Genomic DNA, 16,716 nt, shown 5'->3' with positions numbered 1-16,716 from the left:
TTGCATGGGAGCGAAGAGTTCGAAAAAGCCGCGAAAAGCGGCGTCGAGCCGGCTGGATCTGGAAAGTCCGTTCGATCGGCTGACAGCGCTGGCGTGCGCCATGTTCGACATGCCTCACGCCATGATCGGCGTCTGTGACGGCGACCGGACCGTGTTCCGCGCAAACGTCGGTCTGGGGCAGAGCCAGATGCCCCGCAGTCAGTCAGCGACCAATCTGGTGGCCAGCCTGGGGCCGGGCGCGGTTCTGGTGATCGAGGACAGCCTGAAGGACGAACGGGTCCGCAACCATCCAATGGTGACAGGGAAACCGCACCTGCGGTTTTTCGCCGGTGTCGGTGTCGTCAACGCCGCCGGCGAGAGCGTAGGGGCCATTGGCGTGATGGACGTACGCCCGCGCCCGCGGCCGAGCGAGGCGGAAATCGAGAACCTGAAACTGCTGGCCCGGATGGCGGGTGAAATCCTCGACCGGGCGGAGGCCGCTCGAAAACAGGAAGAACAGCTGGAACTGCTGCGTCTGACGGAGGAGATGGCGGGTGTCGGGCACTGGCGCATGGATGCCAAGACCTTTCGATCGACCTGGTCCGACAGGGTCTACGCCATTTACGGCGTGACGCCGGAGACGTTCGATCCAGGTCTCGACGACGCCGTCGCCTTCTTTCACCCCGAGGACCGGGCCAGAATCCAGGAAGCCGTCATGCACGGCGTGGAGACCGGCGAGGGCTTCCGGACGCGCGCCCGCCTGATCCGGGCTGACGGCGAGGAGCGGCTGGTCGAGACCCACGCGAAGACCGAGCGGGGCCCCGACGGACGGGTCAAGGCGATGATCGGCGTGTTCCAGGACGTGACCGAGACGGAACAGGCGGTGGTGCGGATTACCGAAAGCGAGCGGCGCTACCGGCTGCTGGCCTCGCGGGTGACGGACATCATCGTCACCTACGGCGTGGATGGCCTCGTCACCTATGTGTCGCCGTCGCTGGAGGCCGCGACCGGTTATCCGCCGGAGGCGTTGATCGGTCGTCCGGCCACCTCATTCATCCATCCTGACGACGTGCCCGCCCTGACTGAAAGCTTCCGGAAGTTCGTCAAGGCTCCGCCTGAGTATGCGCAGCGGGGGGTAACTTATCGCGGCCTGCCGCGCGACGGCGAGGTGCGCTGGTTCGAGGCGAGGACTTCCATCATCCGCGACGATGACGGCCGGGTCGTCGAATTCCAGGATGTTGTGCGCGACGTCACCGACACCAAGCGTCTGGAAGAAGCGCTGATCGAGGCGCGCGACCGGGCTGAGGCCGGAGCACGGGCGAAGTCGGAGTTCCTGGCCAATATGAGCCACGAGCTGCGGACGCCGCTGACCAGCGTGATCGGCTTCTCGGGATTGCTGCAGGGCAGTACAAACCTGCCTCCGGCCGAGCGCACCTGGGCCAACCGGATCGCCACGGCGAGCGATGCGCTGCTGGGCGTGATCAACGACATCCTGGACTATTCCAAGCTGGAGGCGGATGCGGTCGACCTGGATCCGCAGCCGTTCGATCCTCGCGCCATGGCCGAGGGCGCGGCCGCGATCGTGGAGTCGCAATGCCTGGCCCGGGGACTGACCCTCATCGTCGATGTCTCCGCCGACCTGCCCGCCGCGCTGATGGGTGACGAGGGGCGGCTGCGGCAGGTGACGTTGAACTTCCTGTCCAACGCCGTGAAATTCACGTCAGCCGGGACGATCCGGCTGACGGTCGCTGAGGACGCGGGACGGTTGAGGGTTGCGGTGAGCGACAGCGGCATCGGCATCGCTCCGGACAAGATCACCCAGCTATTCGACCGCTTCACCCAGGCCGACACCTCGACCACGCGCGTCTACGGCGGGACGGGGCTGGGTCTGGCCATCTCGCATCGTCTGATCGAGATGATGGGGGGGCAGATCGGCGCGGACAGCAGGCCCGGAGAAGGTTCGACCTTCTGGTTCACGATCCCGCTGCGCTGCGCGGAGGCCGCGGGAATACAGGCCGCTCCGGCGGACATGGCCGTTCCGGCCGGACTGCGGGTGTTGATGGCCGACGACGCCCCGGCGAACCGGGAACTGGTGACCGCGATCATGGGCGGGCTGGGCGTGAACCTGGATGCGGTCTGCGACGGCGCCGAGGCGGTCGAGGCCGCTCGATCGGGCGGCTACGACCTGATCCTGATGGACGTGCATATGCCGGTGATGGACGGGCTGGCCGCAACACGGGCGATCCGGGCCATGGGCGGCATGGTGGGGCGGACCCCGATCGTGGCCCTGACCGCCAACGTTCAACCCGAACATGTCGAACGCTGCATGGCCGCGGGTATGGACGGCCATGTCGGCAAGCCGATCCAGCTGACGGAACTGCTGGATGTGATGAACCGCGTAACACAACGCGGCGCTGGCGAGACAGAGCGGGACGGTGACGAAGCCGCGGCCTGAACGCGGCCGATCCCACTGATCGCTGTGCCGACGCATTCTTGAATCTATAGTCGGGTTCGAGGAAAAAAATACTTTATAAACATAAAGTTATACTTTTCTCTATCCTGTTTTCCCGCCTTGGTGCGCTGGTCGGGTAGTCTTTGGGCATGACGGGAAATCAGGACTGACCCGGAGAGGGTCCGTTCCCGGACCGGGCGTGCGGATGCACCCAGTCAAAGCTTTCGGGAAGGGTGAAAATGCAGAAACTGCGCTGGCCAAAGGGCCGCCGCGGGCGTGAAATCGCGCCCGAAATCAAGGACAGCCGCGCCGGGCCGCTGATCGCCCTGACGAGCGGGGGGCGCGCACGCTGGACGCGACGCGACTATGCCCATCTGGCGGTCGAAGGGTTCGGCAAGAATGCGGTGGCGTACCGCTGCGTGCGGATGATCGCGGAGGCGGCGGCGTCGACGCCCCTGATCGTCTTCGCCGGCGGAGCAAGGGCGCCGGACCATCCGCTGGCCCGACTCCTGGCGCAGCCCAACCCCGAGCAGTCGGGGGGCGAGTGGCTGGAGGGATTGTACGGCGCGCTGCAAACGGCGGGCAACGCCTACGCCGAGGCGGTGGGGGAGGCGGAGCCCGAGGAGCTTTGGACGTTGCGGCCTGATCGGATGAAGGTTGTTCCGGGCCGTGCGGGTTGGGCCGAGGCCTGGGACTATTCGGTCGACGGGCGGACGGTGCGGATCGGCCGGGCGGCGGATGGCTGGATGCCGGTGATGCAGCTGAAGCTGTTTCATCCGACTGACGACCACTACGGATTTTCACCGCTGGAGGCGGCGGCCTCGGCGATCGATGTGCACAACTCATCAGCGGACTGGAACAAGGCGCTGCTGGACAATGCGGCGCGGCCGTCCGGCGCGCTGGTCTACGGTTCGAGGGATGGGGAGCGACTGACGGCCGAACAGTTCGAGGCGCTGCGGGCGCAGGTCAACGAGAGTCATGCGGGGAGGATGAACGCCGGCCGGCCGATGATCCTGGAAGGAGGGCTGGACTGGAAGCCCATGAGCTGGACGCCAGCCGATATGGACTTCATCGCCGGCAAGCATGCCGCGGCGCGCGAGATCGCCCTGGCGTTCGGGGTTCCGCCGCAACTGCTGGGGATTCCCGGGGACGCCACCTACGCCAACTATCGCGAGGCCAATGCCGCCTTCTGGCGGGGGACTGAAGGTTCGGGTTGAGGGGCGGTCGCCGGAGAGCCGGGCGCCGATCGCCGTGCTCGCGGGCGCCAACGCAGCGGCGGTCCAAACGGAAGATGGCTGGGAACTGGTGCAGTTCCGGACGGCGGAACTGATCGGCGAAGATGTCTGGCGGCTCTGCGGATTGTTGCGCGGGCAGCAGGGAACGGAGGAGGCCATGGCGGCCGGCGGGCCGGTCGGGGCCACCGTGGTTCTGTTGGATGCCGAACCGGCGCGGGTGGACTCGCCCGCGACCGAGCGGGGGCTGCCATTGATCTGGCGTGCAGGGCCAAGGGCCGGACCGGCGGGCGGGCCTTTGGTGAGCGAGGTCGCCCATACCGTCAGCGGCGTGCACGGCCGGCCCTGGTCGCCTTCGCATGTGCGGGCGACGGCGCGGGCTGATGGCGGGTTCAATGTGACGTGGATGGCCCGGTCGCGGATCGACGGGGACCGCTGGGACGGCGAGCCGGCGTTCGCCGATCCGCTGCGGTTCCGGATCCGAATTCTGGCGGGGGCGATGGCGCTGAGGACGTTCGAGGTCGAGGGCGTTGGGGCGCTGTATTCCGCGTTGAACACGGCGGCGGATTTTCCCGGCGGGCCGGACCTCGATGCAGCGATCGCGGTGGCGCAATGGGGCGAGGGATATGGGTGGGGCGTGGAGGCGGTGGCGCCGCTGCGTTAACAGCGCAGAGTTTTCGGCGGCGCGCCTTTGCGGAATCCCCACGATGGCCTAACTGATCCTTTCGGCATTCAGTGGGCTGACGCGCTTTGCGCTGTTTGATCCCGACGCAGGAGCGATTTCTAGGTGGCGGGCGATCCCTACAAGGAACTGGGCGTTTCGAGGGGCGCGAGCGCGGACGAGATCAAGAAGGCGTTTCGCAAGCTCGCCAAGGAACTGCATCCCGACAAAAATCCTGGCAACACCGTCGCCGACGAACGGTTCAAGCGGATCACGGCCGCCTTTGATCTGCTGGGCGACAAGGAAAAACGCGCCAAATTCGACCGTGGCGAGATCGATGCCGACGGTCGCGAACAGTTCCGCGGTTTCGGCGGGGGACAGGCACGCAGCGCCGGCGGCAACCCCTTCGGTCAGGGCGGGGCGCGACAGCAGGGCTTCGAGAACATCGATCTGGACGAGCTGTTCGGGGGGATGTTCGGAGGCGGAGCCCGACCTGGAGGCGCACGGAGCGGCGGCTTCGCCAACGCGGGGCTGGGACGCGGGGCGGACGTCAAGGCGACGCTGGAGATCAGCCTGGAGGATTCCATTTCGGGCGCGACCCGGCGGATCCAGTTCTCGGACGGGCGAACGCTGGATGTGACCATCCCCAAGGGGGCGGCCGACGGCCAGACGATCCGGCTGCGGGGCCAGGGCGCGCCCGGCGCCTCGGGCCGCAGCGAGGCAGGCGACGCCTTGATCGCCCTCAAGATTGCGCGACATCCGATATTCACCCGGGACGGTGCGGACCTGACGATGGATCTGCAGGTGACGCTGTCCGATGCGGTCCTTGGCGGCAAGGTGCCGGTGCGGACTCCGGAGGGGACGGTCTCGATGACCATTCCCAAGGGGTCGAACTCCGGCAAGGTCTTGCGGCTGAAAGGGCGGGGCGCTTTCGCTGACGGCAAGCGGGGCGACCTGCTGGCGAAGCTGATGGTCATGCTGCCCGAAGAAGAGAATGCGGCCCTGACAAAGGTCGCCCAGACCATTCGGGACGCCGGTCCCTACAAACCATGGCGCGATTGATGGCCAACCGGCCGAATGTGAAACCGGCGCGGCCATGGTTCTCGTCGGGGCCGACGGCGAAGCGGCCGGGATGGTCGTCCCAAGCGATCCCGCATGAGCTGCTGGGCCGCGGCATCCGGGCGCCCGAGGTCGTGGAGCGGTTCGCACACGGCCTGAGGCTGACGCGCGAGTTGCTGCAGGTTCCGGCCGATTGGATGCTGGTCTATGTGCCCGGATCCGACACGGCGGCGGTCGAGGCCGCCATGTGGTCGATGCTGGGAGAACGGCCGGTTCAGGTGCTGGCGTTCGAAAATTTCGGCAAGGTTTGGGCGACCGACGCGGTCGATCACCTGAGGCTGGAACCCGAGGTGCTGACCGCGCCATGGGGCGGATGGCCCGACACCTCAAAGGTGGATCCGACAAAGGACCTGGTGTTCCCGTGGAACGGCACCACCTCGGGCGTCTGCGCGCCGAACGGAGACTTCATCGCTGGCGATCGGGAGGGCGTAGTGATCTGCGACGCGACCTCGGCGGCGTTCGCCATGCCCCTGCCTTGGGACAAGCTGGATGTCGTGACGTTCAGCTTCCAGAAGGCGCTGGGCGGTGAGGCTGGCCTGGGCGTAGCGGCGTTGTCGCCGCGGGCGGTCGAACGGCTGGACCGCTATGCACCGCCGCGCAGCGTGCCCAAGGTGCTGCGGTTGCGGGACGCGGACGGGTTCGACCGGACGCTGGCCACCGGATCGATGCTGAACACCTTCTCGGTCTGGACGATCGAGGACTGGATCGACGCGGTCGAATGGGGCCTGGCCCAAGGCGGCCAGGATGCCCTGATCGCGCGGACGAATGCCAATGCGGCGGCGTTGGACGCCTGGGTGCGGCGCACGGACTGGGTCGAGTATCTGGCCGAGGATCCGGCCACGCGGTCGACGACGTCGGTCTGTCTGAAGATCGTGGATGCGCGGGTGACTGCGATGGACGACGACGCCCGTCGCGCGCTGGTCACTCGCATGAAGGCGCTGGTCGAGGACGAAGGCGCGGCCTTCGATATCGAGAGCCACCGCAATGCGCCGGCCGGGCTGCGAATCTGGTGCGGATGCACGGTCGATGTCGCGGACATCGAGGCGCTGACGCCCTGGCTCGACTGGGCGTTCGAGACCGCGTTGTCGGAATAATCGTCCGACGACGGGACACCCGCCGATTCCCCCGCTATAGGCTGCGCCCGCATTCCGAAATCCCGGACAGCGGAGAACAGTCTTGGCGAACGTCGCGGTGGTCGGCGCCCAGTGGGGCGACGAGGGCAAGGGCAAGATCGTCGACTGGCTGTCGAACCGGGCCGACATGGTCGTCAGGTTCCAGGGGGGGCACAACGCCGGTCATACGCTGGTCGTCGACGGCAAGGTCTACAAGCTGGCGCTGCTGCCGTCAGGCGTGGTGCAGGGCAAGCCCTCGATCATCGGTAACGGCGTGGTCGTCGATCCCTGGCATCTTGTCGGCGAGATTGAGAAGATCGAGGCGCAGGGCGTCCGCATAAGCCCCGATGTGCTGATCGTCGCAGACAACGCCTGCCTTATCCTGCCCATCCACCCGGCGCTGGATGTGGCGCGCGAGGCGGCGGCCAGTGCGCCGGGCGCCCGGATCGGCACGACCGGGCGAGGCATTGGTCCCGCCTATGAAGACAAGGTCGGACGCCGGGCGATCCGGGTCTGCGATCTGGCCAGCGTCGAGGACCTGAAGGTCAAGATCGACCGCTTGCGGGCTCACCACGATCCTCTGCGGGCCGGATTGGGCCTCGCACCGATCGATCCGGAGACGCTGCTCGGTCAGCTGCTGGAGATCGCGCCCCGGATCCTTCCCTATGTGCAACCGGCCTGGCGGGTGCTCGACAACGCGCGGCGGGACGGCAAGCGGGTGCTGTTCGAGGGCGCGCAGGGCGCCTTCCTGGACGTCGACCACGGCACTTATCCCTATGTGACCAGCTCCAACACCGTGGCCGGACAGGCGGCGGCGGGATCTGGCATCGGGCCGCGCGGGGTGGGCTATGTCCTGGGTATCGTGAAGGCCTACACGACCCGTGTGGGTGAAGGCCCGTTCGCCTGCGAACTGAACGATGAGGTTGGCCGGCATCTGGCGACTGTCGGCCGCGAGGTCGGGGTCAACACCGGCCGGGCCCGTCGATGCGGCTGGTTCGACGCGGTGCTGGTGCGCCAGTCGGTGGCGATCAACGGCATCGACGGCATCGCCCTGACCAAGCTGGACGTGCTGGACGGGCTCGAGACGCTTAAGATCTGCACCGGTTATCGCATTGACGGCGCGGTGCTCGACTATCTGCCGTCCAGCCTGAGGGCCCAAGCCGCGGCGGAACCCGTGTTCGAGGAGTTGGAAGGTTGGAGCGAAAGCACTGCCGGGGCCCGCAGCTTCCGCGACCTGAACGCGAATGCGATCAAATACGTCCGGCGCATCGAGGAACTGATCGGCGCGCCCGTCGCCCTGTTGTCGACGAGCCCGGAACGCGACGACACCATCATGATGCAGGACCCCTTCCGGGGCTGAGGGCGTTCAACCGGCCTTAACCGCCTCCCGTTAAGGATAATGATCCCGGTCTGGAGGAGTGCGTCTTGTTTGCTGTCGATCGTCGCGTTCTGGCGAAGCTGGCCCCGATGCTGCGGCGGGTTCTGATCGTCGATCCGAACCCCCATTCCGCCCGCATGCTGACCGATATCATCAAGGGACTGGGCGCAGGCGAGATCGTGGTGGAGCCGAACACCGCCCGCGCGCTGCGCACGGCAGCCGAGCTGGAACCCGGCATCATCTTCACGGAACGGACCGGCGAAAAGCTGGATGGCGAGGCGCTGGCGCGTAACGTGAGACGGTCGCATCTGGGATGCCGTCGCGTCCCGATCATCATGGTGACCGCCGAGGCGACGGCCAGCACTATTCTGGGCGCTCGCGACGCGGGCGTGCATGAATTTCTGCGCAAACCCTTCACCAGCGGCGATCTGTTGAAGCGCGTCGAGAATGTCGCCCTCAAGCCCCGGGATTGGGTCGAGGCGGTCGGCTATGTCGGACCGGACCGGCGGCGGTTCAATTCCGGCGAGTTCTCCGGCCCCGGCAAGCGCAAGGCCGACAAGCCCGCCAGCGGCGCGGCCGCTGATGCCGCGGCCAGGGATCAGGCCATGCGGATTCTGGCATCGGCCCTGGACCAGTTCGACAGCGATCCAGCCCAAGCCGTGCGCGCCATCCGGGAGCAGGCGTCCCAGTTGAAGGCGCTGGCGATGAAGGCGTCGGATTCCCGGCTTGTGGTCGCCGTTGGCGCGCTGGAGGTCAGCCTGGCCTCGGGCCCGGCGACGAAAGAGACGCTGGCCGCTCCGATCGGGACGCTGCTGGCCATGGTTCCGGTCGAGGTCAAGCGGGCAGGCTAGAGCCGCACGGCCTGATCAGACCGGCGGAGGGTTGAGCCGGGCGAAGCCTTCCTGACGCCGATAGGGAAAATGCGGATAAGGGGCTGTCGCGGCGCTGACCGCGTTCAAGCGGGCGATCTGCTCCTGCGCCAAGGTCCAGCCGACGGCGCCCAGATTGTCGCGAAGCTGGGCCTCGTTTCTGGCGCCCATGATGACGCTGGTCACCGACGGCCGGGCCAGCAACCAGTTGATCGCGATCTGCGGGATCGAACGCCCCGTCTCTTCAGCGATCTGGTCGAGAACATCCACCACGTCGAACAGCAAGGCCTCGTCGACCGGCGGCCCGAAGTCAGCGGTCTGGTGAAGCCGGCTATGTGAGGGCAAGGGACGGCCGCGCCGGACCTTGCCCGTCAACCGGCCCCAGCCCAGCGGGCTCCAGACCAGGGCGCCGACGCCCTGATCAAGGGCCAGGGGCATCAGGTCGTGCTCGTAGTCCCGGCCGACAAGCGAATAATAAACCTGATGGGCGACGTAGCGCGGATAGCCATGGCGGTCCGCCACGGCCAGCGACTTCATCAGCTGCCATCCGGCGAAATTCGAAACGCCCGCGTATCGGACCTTGCCGCTGCGAACCAGGTCGTCCAGCGCCGACAGGACCTCCTCCGCCGGGGTGAAGGCGTCGAACGCGTGCAGTTGCAGCAGGTCGATATAGTCCGTGCCCAGCCGCCGTAAGGCGTCCTCGACCGCCTTGATCAGGCGCAGGCGGGAGGTGCCGGCGTCGTTGGGGCCGTCGCCCATCGGCAGGCCGGTCTTCGTCGACAGCAGGACCCTGTCGCGCCGCCCTTTCACCGCCTCGCCCAGAACCTGCTCGGATGCTCCATTGGAATAGACGTCCGCGGTGTCGAACAGGGCGACGCCGGCTTCCAGACAGATGTCGATCAGACGGCGGGCCTCGGCGGCGTCGCTGTCCCCCCAGGCGCTGAACAGCGGACCCTGTCCCCCGAACGTCCCGGCTCCGAAGCTGAGGACCGGCACGCGCAGGCCCGAAGCGCCAAGCAATCTGTTTTCCATCGTTCACTCCAGCCGCGGAATCGCGGCCGGCCTGAGATGGCGTTTCCGGTTTCCAGGGGGCAAGTAGTTACCTGATGGTGACCATGAAAGATTCCCCAAGCACCCATTCACCCGCCGAGGAGGGTTTCGGGCCGCGCTATCCCGCGCGCCGACTTCTGGAGCTGATGGGAGACAAGTGGACGCCGGTGGTTCTGTTCTGCCTGTCCGGTTCGGTCATGCGGTTCGGCGAGATTCAGCGGGCGATCCCCGACATCTCCAAGAAGATGCTGATCCAGGTCCTGCGCGCCCTGGAAGCGGGCGGACTGGTCGAACGGACCGTCTACGCCGTCGTCCCGCCGAAGACCGAGTACCGGCTCACGCCCGACGGGCAGACCCTGCACGGCCCCGTCGCATCTCTCTGTGAATGGGCCCAGCGCAACGAGGCGTTTCTGGACAAAGTCCACGAGCGTCGGCGGACTGCGCAAGACAGTCCCGCCGTCCTCGATGAGGACGGCGGGGTCTGAGGATCAGGCGTCGACCAGATTCCGTTCTTCGGCAGCGGCGCGCATGGCCTTCTGCAGCTTTTCGAACGCGCGGACCTCGATCTGGCGGACGCGCTCGCGCGACACGCCGTACTGGCCCGCCAGTTCCTCCAGCGTGACCGGGTCGTCCTTCAGACGGCGCTCGGTCAGGATGTGTTTCTCCCGCTCGGTCAGCTCCTGCATCGCCTCTTCAAGCAGGCTCATGCGGATGGACTTTTCCTCGCTCTCGGCCAGGGCTGTTTCCTGCGAAACCGCCGTGTCGTCGGCCAGCCAGTCCTGCCACTCGCTTTCGCCGTCCGAGCGGATCGGGGCGTTCAGCGAGGAGTCCCCGCCGAGGCGGCGGTTCATGTTGGTGACCTCTTCCTCGGACACGCCCAGCTTGGTGGCGATGGCCGCGAGATGTTCCGGACGCAGGTCGCCTTCCTCGAAGGCCGAGATCTGGCTCTTGGCCTTGCGCAGGTTGAAGAACAGCTTCTTCTGCGCGGCCGTGGTGCCCATTTTGACGAGCGACCAGCTGCGCAGGATGTATTCCTGGATCGAGGCGCGGATCCACCACATGGCGTAGGTCGCCAGACGGAAGCCCTTGTCGGGATCGAATTTCTTGACAGCCTGCATCAGGCCGACGTTGCCCTCGGAAATCACTTCGCCGATCGGCAGGCCGTAGCCGCGATACCCCATGGCGATCTTGGCCACGAGACGAAGGTGAGAGGTCACAAGCCGGTGCGCGGCTTCAGGGTCCTGGTGCTCGGTCCAGCGCTTGGCGAGCATGAACTCCTCGTCCTTGGCCAGCATCGGGAACTTGCGGATTTCAGTCAGGTATCGCGACAGTCCCTGTTCAGGCGACATAACCGCAAGTGATCTAGCAACAGCCATTTGGTCCCTCCGACCGGGGTAAACGAGCGGGTCCTTCGGAAGCGGCCACATGATGTGCGCCGGCGCCTCACCCCTCAACCGATGACATAGGGTCGGGTTTCCGCCTTTGTCAGTGGCGGATGGTCACAGGAAAGCGCGACCGTTGCCCCGGCGCCACGGCACCGAACGAGGGAGTATATAGCGGGTAGTCAGTCCTTAATCAAGACTGACTAGAGGGCGGCGAGGATTTCTTCCAGCTTCCGCATATCCTCGGGCGGCTGCGTCTCGAACCTGAGGGCCCCGCCGGTGATCGGATGGACGAAGCCCAGGATGGCGGCATGCAGCGCCTGACGGGTCAGTCCGGCCGCGGCGATCGCCTCGCGCACCGGGTTGGCGGGGCTGCACGTGCCATAGACGGGATCGCCGAGCAGGGGCGCGCCCTTTGAAGCCATCTGCACCCGAATCTGGTGAGTGCGGCCGGTGTGCAGGGTGCAGGCGACGCGGGCGGCCAATGGGGGAGTGGCGGCTCTGGACCCCTTCTGCGGAGACGCGCCGAACACCTGCTCGACCACATAGTCCGTGATCGCCTCGCGGCCCCCGCTGCTCAGCACCGCCATCTTCTTCCGGTCGCCGGTCGAGCGGCCGAGGTTGGAGACGATGCGTCCGCGCTCGGGACGGAGCGTGCCGCGGGTCAGGGCGATATAGGTGCGTTCGATGTCATGGGCGGCGAACAGGGCTGAAAGCCCGGCGTGGGCCGCATCGGACTTGGCGGCGACCATCACCCCGGATGTATGCTTGTCCAGCCGGTGGACAATCCCCGGACGCGCAACCCCGCCGATGCCGGACAGGGACGTCGCGCAGTGGTGCAGCAGGGCGTTGACCAGGGTGCCGGTTTCGCTGCCCGGGGCCGGATGGACCGCCATCCCCGCAGCCTTGTCGATGACGATCAGGTGAGCGTCCTCGAAGAGCACCGTCAGGGGGATCGCCTCCGGCTGCGGAATTGCGGACACTACGGCGGGCAGGGCGACGGCGTACAGGCCGGGCAGGGCCTTGCCCGAGGCCACCGAGACCGGTTCGCCGTCCCGGGTGACCACGCCCTCGGCGAGCAGGGCCTGCAGCCGCGCGCGCGACAGGGTCGGGAAGATGTCCGTCAGGGCCTTGTCGAGCCGCACGCCGCCCTTATCGAGACGCGCCTCAAGGATGGCGGCGCCATCCTCGTCAACGATGAGATCTTCGGACAGTAGCGGTTCGTCGGACAAGGCGCGGCTCCGCCGCTCGATCGGGCGGTGGCTGATCTAGCACGGCGGACGAATGGACACGCAAGCTATACGGCTTGGCGAAAGGGTCGCGCTGCGTCATGGTTAAGCTTGGCTTAATGGAGGGGCAAAGCCATGCGATCCTGGATTCTTGCAGCCGCGGCGGGCGGCGCGGTCATTTTGCTGGGCAGCTGCGCGACGATGAGCGCCGAACAGTGCCAGGCCGGCGACTGGTCCGGTCAGGGCTATGCCGACGGCGTGGCGGGCCTGACCATGAGCCGGCTGAACGACCACGCCGAGGCCTGCGCCAAACATGGCGTCACGCCCGACGCCGCCGCCTACGGCGCGGGGCGGGAACAGGGCCTTCTCCAGTACTGCACGCCGGACCGCGGATTCCGGGAAGGGCGGGCAGGATCCACATACGCAGGAGTGTGTCCATCGTATCTGGAAGCGGATTTTGTTCCGGCCTACCGCGATGGTCAGATCGTCCACCAGGTGGATCAGGCGCTGGTCAGCGCCCGCAGCCTCGTCGACTCCCACGGGAACCGGCTGGAAGAGCTCGACGAGAAGATCGTCGCCAAACAGGCCGAGGCGCGCGCAGAGGGGCTGACTGACCAGCAGCGCGAGGCTGTTCGCAACCGGATTCAGGAGCTGCGCCGCGAGCGCGCGGACACCGAGCGGGAATGGCGACGGGCCCAGGATGCGGTCGACGATGCCGAACGCGACGTCCGGGACGTGCGCTGGCGGTTCCGCAGTCAATACGGCGACTGGTAAGACCGGCCGCCGCCTCGGCGGTCAGGCGGCTTTCGAAGCCGTCGCGCCGAAGTGGGGATTCAGTTCGCCCCTGGCGTAGCGCTGGGCCATCTGGGCGGTCGACAGCGGCCTGATCTTCGAGGCCTGACCCTCGCAGCCGAACTGGACGAAACGCTCCTGACAGAGTTTGCGCATCGCCTCCTTGGCAGGCTTCAGATAGGCGCGCGGGTCGAACTCCCCCGGCTTTTCGGCCAGGATTTTCCGGATCGCGCCGGTCATGGCCATGCGGTTGTCGGTGTCGATGTTGATCTTGCGCACGCCGTGTTTAATGCCGCGCTGGATTTCCTCGACCGGCACGCCCCAGGTCTGGGGCATCTGGCCGCCATACTGATTGATGATGTCCTGCAGGTCCTGCGGCACGCTCGATGAGCCGTGCATGACCAGATGGGTGTCGGGCAGGCGGCGGTGGATTTCCTCGATCACATTCATGGCCAGCACTTCGCCGTCCGGTTTGCGGCTGAATTTATAGGCGCCGTGGCTGGTTCCCATGGCGATGGCCAAGGCGTCGACCTGTGTCTCGCGCACGAAGTCCACTGCCTGGTCCGGATCGGTCAGCAGGGCGGAGTGGTCCAGCTTGCCCTCGAAGCCGTGGCCGTCCTCGGCCTCGCCCATGCCGGTCTCCAGCGAGCCCAGCACGCCCAGCTCCCCCTCGACCGAGACGCCGCACGAATGGGCCATCTGGACCACGCGGCGGGTGACGTCGACGTTGTACTCGTAGGACGCCGGGGTCTTGGCGTCTTCTTCCAGCGAGCCGTCCATCATCACCGAGGTGAAGCCGTACTGGATGGCGGTGGCGCAGGTCGCCGGGCCATTGCCGTGGTCCTGGTGCATGCAGACCGGAATGTGCGGATACAGCTCGGCCAGGGCGTCGATCAGCTTGGCGAGGACAATATCGTTGGCGTAGCTGCGCGCGCCGCGGCTGGCCTGGATGATGACCGGCGCGTTGACGGCTTCCGCCGCCTCCATGATCGCCAGGCCCTGCTCCATATTGTTGATGTTGTAGGCGGGCAGGCCGTAGCCTTCCTCGGCCGCGTGATCGAGAAGCTGTCGCAGCGTAATGCGCGCCATGGGGTGTCTCCTGAGCCCGTAAGTTTTGCCGTGGTCTACCGCCGCGAGGCGGCCAAGTCACGCATTGTTACAATCAGAGTCACGCGAGGCGAGCGGGCGTTGCGTCGCGGTCACCGGGTTCGGAGCGCCTCGACGCCGGGCAGGGGTTTGCCCTCCATCCACTCCAGGAAGGCGCCGCCCGCGGTGGAGACGAAGGTCATGTCGTCAGCCACGCCCGCGTGATGCAAGGCGGCGACCGTGTCGCCGCCGCCGCCGACCGCGACCAGCACGCCAGCCTTGGCCAGGGCGGCCGCATGGTGGGCCACCGCGACGGTGGCGGTGTCGAACGGCGGGACCTCGAACACCCCCAGCGGACCGTTCCAGATCAGCGTCTTCGACGCGGTCAGGGCGTCGACCAGGCGGGCGACGCTGGCTGGACCGGCGTCGAGAATCTTGTCGTCGTCGGACAGCGGCTGGCCGGCGACGACGGCGCGGGACGTCGCGCCGGGCCTGACCTCTGTCGCTACGACGAAGTCCACGGGCAGCAGAATCTCGCAGCCCTTGGCCATGGCCTCCGCCATGATCTCGCGGGCTGTGTCGGCCATGTCGCGCTCGGCCAGCGAGCCGCCGATATCGATCCCTTGGGCGAACAGGAAGGTGTTGGCCATGCCGCCGCCGATGGCGAGCCGATCCAGCTTGCCGACCAGGTTCTTCAGCAGGTCCAGCTTGGTCGAAACCTTGGCTCCACCCACGATGCCGATCACCGGCTTCTGCGGCTTGCCCAGGGCGGCGTCGAGCGCGTCGAGCTCGCGCCGCATCGATTCGCCGGCGTAGGCGGGCAGCAGGCGGGCCAGCCCCTCGGTCGAGGCGTGAGCGCGGTGGGCGGCGGAAAAGGCGTCGTTGACATAGAGGTCGCCGAGTTCGGCCAGCTGTTTCGCGAAGGCCGGGTCGTTCTTCTCCTCGCCTGCGTGGAACCGGACGTTCTCCAGCAGGACCACGCCGCCGGCCTCCAGATCGGCAAGAACGGCCCTGGCTTCCTCCCCCACGCAATCCTCGGCGAAGCGGACCGGCGCCCCGAGCAGCTGGGCCAGATCATCGACCACCGGCTTCAGGCTCATCGACGGCACGCGCTGGCCCTTGGGCCGGTCGAAATGGGCCAGCAGCGCGACCTTCGCTCCGGCGTCGCGCAGCCTGTTGATCGTCGGCAGGGCGACGCGCAGCCGGGTGTCGTCGGTAACCCGACCGCCCTCCATCGGCACGTTGAAGTCCACGCGAACCAACGCGGTCTTGCCGGCGAGGGAGTCTGCGTCGTCGAGGGTGCGGAAGGTCATGACCTCAGGCCTGGATCAGCTTGCTCATCACCAGCGCCGTGTCGGACATCCGCGTCGCGAAGCCCCACTCGTTGTCATACCAGGTCAGGACGCGGGCCAGCTTGCCGTCGACGACCTGGGTCTGGGGCAGGGCGGCGGTGGACGAGGCGGCGATGTGGTTCAGGTCGGTCGACACCAGTGGATCGGTGGTCGTGGCCAGAACGCCTTTCATCGGGCCGTCGGCGGCGGCCTGGATGGCGGCGTTGATCTCTTCCACGGTGACTTCGCGGCCGGCGACGACCTTCAGGTCGACGACCGAGACGTTCGGGGTCGGGACGCGGATCGACGATCCGTCCAGCTTGCCCTTCAGTTCCGGCAGCACCAGACCCAAGGCCTTCGCGGCGCCGGTCGAGGTCGGGATCATCGAGAGGGCGGCGGCGCGGCCCCGGTACAGATCCTTGTGCATCGTATCCAGCGTGGGCTGGTCGCCCGTGTAGCTGTGGATCGTGGTCATATAGCCGCGCTCGATGCCGAACAGGTCATGCAGCACCTTGGCGACGGGGGCCAGGGCGTTGGTCGTGCACGAGCCGTTGGAGACGACGATGTCGTCGGCGGTCAGGGTCTCATGGTTGACCTTGTAGACGATGGTCTTGTCGGCGCCGTCGCACGGAGCCGAAACCAGCACGCGTTTCGCGCCGGCGGTCAGGTGAGCCGAGGCCTTTTCCTTCGTCGTGAACAGGCCCGTGCATTCGAAGGCGATGTCGACGTTCAGTTCCTTGTGCGGAAGCTTCGACGGATCGCGCTCGGCCGTGACCTTGATCTTGCCCAGGCCGACGTCGATCCAGTCCTCGCCGCACTCGACCGTGCCAGGGAAGCGGCCGTGAACCGAATCGTATTTCAGCAGGTGGGCGTTGGTGGCCACGGGGCCCAGATCGTTGATCGCCACCACCTCGATGTCTCGACGGCCATGCTCGACGATCGAGCGCAGGACGAGGCGGCCGATGCGGCCGAAACCATTGATGGCGACGCGGACGGTCATGGGGCGGTCTCCGAAGAAGGGCTGATTGTCGGCGCTTCAATGGG

At 66.9% G+C, this 16,716-nt stretch carries 15 protein-coding genes; 9 read left to right on the top strand and 6 right to left on the bottom strand.

Annotated features, from left to right (window positions below):
* The first annotated feature begins 4 nt into the window (after nt 1-4).
* From BrevBR_RS04155 to BrevBR_RS04125, 7 genes are all read left to right on the top strand, one after another.
* On the top strand, nt 5-2,434 hold the full coding sequence (locus tag BrevBR_RS04155) for a PAS domain-containing protein (protein ID WP_332638733.1): 2,430 nt from the start codon (nt 5-7) through the stop codon (nt 2,432-2,434).
* 236 nt (nt 2,435-2,670) lie between these two features.
* Nucleotides 2,671-3,648 (top strand): phage portal protein, encoded by a 978-nt coding sequence (locus tag BrevBR_RS04150; RefSeq protein ID WP_340000030.1) that lies wholly within the window; start codon nt 2,671-2,673, stop codon nt 3,646-3,648.
* The gene (locus tag BrevBR_RS04145; protein WP_445214740.1) at nt 3,611-4,327 is read left to right on the top strand and encodes a GTA baseplate fiber-binding domain-containing protein; all 717 of its coding nucleotides are present in this window, start codon (nt 3,611-3,613) and stop codon (nt 4,325-4,327) included. The genes BrevBR_RS04150 and BrevBR_RS04145 overlap by 38 nt, the downstream gene beginning before the upstream one ends.
* A 123-nt stretch (nt 4,328-4,450) precedes the next feature.
* The gene (locus BrevBR_RS04140) at nt 4,451-5,386 is read left to right on the top strand and encodes a DnaJ C-terminal domain-containing protein (protein ID WP_340000028.1); all 936 of its coding nucleotides are present in this window, start codon (nt 4,451-4,453) and stop codon (nt 5,384-5,386) included.
* Nucleotides 5,386-6,537, top strand: a complete 1,152-nt coding sequence (locus BrevBR_RS04135; protein WP_340000027.1) for a phosphoserine transaminase — start codon at nt 5,386-5,388, stop codon at nt 6,535-6,537. Before BrevBR_RS04140 ends, BrevBR_RS04135 begins: the two co-directional genes overlap by 1 nt.
* Nucleotides 6,538-6,619: 82 nt before the next feature.
* A complete protein-coding gene (locus tag BrevBR_RS04130; RefSeq protein ID WP_340000026.1) occupies nt 6,620-7,915 on the top strand; it encodes an adenylosuccinate synthase in 1,296 nt (431 codons plus the stop codon).
* Nucleotides 7,916-7,980: 65 nt separating this feature from the next.
* Entirely contained in the window at nt 7,981-8,784 is an 804-nt protein-coding gene (locus BrevBR_RS04125; protein WP_340000025.1) for a response regulator, read from the top strand.
* A gap of 15 nt (nt 8,785-8,799) precedes the next feature.
* On the opposite strand, the gene BrevBR_RS04120 is transcribed toward BrevBR_RS04125, so the two are convergent.
* Nucleotides 8,800-9,834: an aldo/keto reductase gene (locus tag BrevBR_RS04120; protein WP_340000024.1), complete on the bottom strand. Its 1,035-nt coding sequence runs from the start codon at nt 9,832-9,834 to the stop codon at nt 8,800-8,802.
* Between the two features lie 83 nt (nt 9,835-9,917).
* On the opposite strand from BrevBR_RS04120, the gene BrevBR_RS04115 reads away from it, so the two are divergent.
* Nucleotides 9,918-10,337, top strand: a complete 420-nt coding sequence (locus BrevBR_RS04115) for a winged helix-turn-helix transcriptional regulator (protein ID WP_340000022.1) — start codon at nt 9,918-9,920, stop codon at nt 10,335-10,337.
* Nucleotides 10,338-10,340: 3 nt separating this feature from the next.
* Here the strand turns inward: BrevBR_RS04115 and rpoH are convergent, their stop codons facing one another.
* Nucleotides 10,341-11,279 carry an RNA polymerase sigma factor RpoH gene (gene rpoH / locus BrevBR_RS04110; protein ID WP_332638760.1) on the bottom strand — a complete coding sequence of 313 codons (939 nt, stop codon included), beginning with the start codon at nt 11,277-11,279 and terminating at the stop codon, nt 10,341-10,343.
* 158 nt (nt 11,280-11,437) lie between these two features.
* Nucleotides 11,438-12,466 carry an RluA family pseudouridine synthase gene (locus BrevBR_RS04105; RefSeq protein WP_445214739.1) on the bottom strand — a complete coding sequence of 343 codons (1,029 nt, stop codon included), beginning with the start codon at nt 12,464-12,466 and terminating at the stop codon, nt 11,438-11,440.
* A gap of 132 nt (nt 12,467-12,598) precedes the next feature.
* Between BrevBR_RS04105 and BrevBR_RS04100 the strand changes: the two genes are divergently transcribed.
* Nucleotides 12,599-13,237: a DUF2799 domain-containing protein gene (locus BrevBR_RS04100; RefSeq protein WP_332638761.1), complete on the top strand. Its 639-nt coding sequence runs from the start codon at nt 12,599-12,601 to the stop codon at nt 13,235-13,237.
* A gap of 21 nt (nt 13,238-13,258) precedes the next feature.
* Here the strand turns inward: BrevBR_RS04100 and fba are convergent, their stop codons facing one another.
* From fba to gap, 3 genes are all read right to left on the bottom strand, one after another.
* A complete protein-coding gene (gene fba, locus BrevBR_RS04095) occupies nt 13,259-14,344 on the bottom strand; it encodes a class II fructose-bisphosphate aldolase (protein ID WP_332638762.1) in 1,086 nt (361 codons plus the stop codon).
* 110 nt (nt 14,345-14,454) lie between these two features.
* On the bottom strand, nt 14,455-15,654 hold the full coding sequence (locus BrevBR_RS04090) for a phosphoglycerate kinase (protein WP_332638764.1): 1,200 nt from the start codon (nt 15,652-15,654) through the stop codon (nt 14,455-14,457).
* Between the two features lie 4 nt (nt 15,655-15,658).
* Nucleotides 15,659-16,672 carry a type I glyceraldehyde-3-phosphate dehydrogenase gene (gap, locus tag BrevBR_RS04085; protein ID WP_332638765.1) on the bottom strand — a complete coding sequence of 338 codons (1,014 nt, stop codon included), beginning with the start codon at nt 16,670-16,672 and terminating at the stop codon, nt 15,659-15,661.
* Between the last annotated feature and the right edge of the window lie 44 nt (nt 16,673-16,716).

The sequence above is a fragment of the Brevundimonas sp. BR2-1 genome, assembly GCF_037626195.1.
In the GTDB taxonomy this organism is placed as follows: Bacteria; Pseudomonadota; Alphaproteobacteria; order Caulobacterales; family Caulobacteraceae; genus Brevundimonas.
The sequence above is the reverse complement of the archived record's forward strand: the minus strand, read 5'-3'. Positions and strand labels throughout refer to the sequence as shown.

Coding starts and splice junctions, on each gene's coding strand:
- BrevBR_RS04155 (WP_332638733.1), top strand. CDS start 5: ATGGGAGCGAAGAGTTCGAAAAAGCCGCGAAAAGCGGCGTCGAGCCGG.
- BrevBR_RS04150 (WP_340000030.1), top strand. CDS start 2,671: ATGCAGAAACTGCGCTGGCCAAAGGGCCGCCGCGGGCGTGAAATCGCG.
- rpoH (WP_332638760.1), bottom strand. CDS start 11,279: ATGTGGCCGCTTCCGAAGGACCCGCTCGTTTACCCCGGTCGGAGGGAC.
- fba (WP_332638762.1), bottom strand. CDS start 14,344: ATGGCGCGCATTACGCTGCGACAGCTTCTCGATCACGCGGCCGAGGAA.
- BrevBR_RS04090 (WP_332638764.1), bottom strand. CDS start 15,654: ATGACCTTCCGCACCCTCGACGACGCAGACTCCCTCGCCGGCAAGACC.
- BrevBR_RS04100 (WP_332638761.1), top strand. CDS start 12,599: ATGCGATCCTGGATTCTTGCAGCCGCGGCGGGCGGCGCGGTCATTTTG.
- gap (WP_332638765.1), bottom strand. CDS start 16,672: ATGACCGTCCGCGTCGCCATCAATGGTTTCGGCCGCATCGGCCGCCTC.
- BrevBR_RS04115 (WP_340000022.1), top strand. CDS start 9,918: ATGAAAGATTCCCCAAGCACCCATTCACCCGCCGAGGAGGGTTTCGGG.
- BrevBR_RS04120 (WP_340000024.1), bottom strand. CDS start 9,834: ATGGAAAACAGATTGCTTGGCGCTTCGGGCCTGCGCGTGCCGGTCCTC.
- BrevBR_RS04135 (WP_340000027.1), top strand. CDS start 5,386: ATGGCCAACCGGCCGAATGTGAAACCGGCGCGGCCATGGTTCTCGTCG.
- BrevBR_RS04145 (WP_445214740.1), top strand. CDS start 3,611: ATGCCGCCTTCTGGCGGGGGACTGAAGGTTCGGGTTGAGGGGCGGTCG.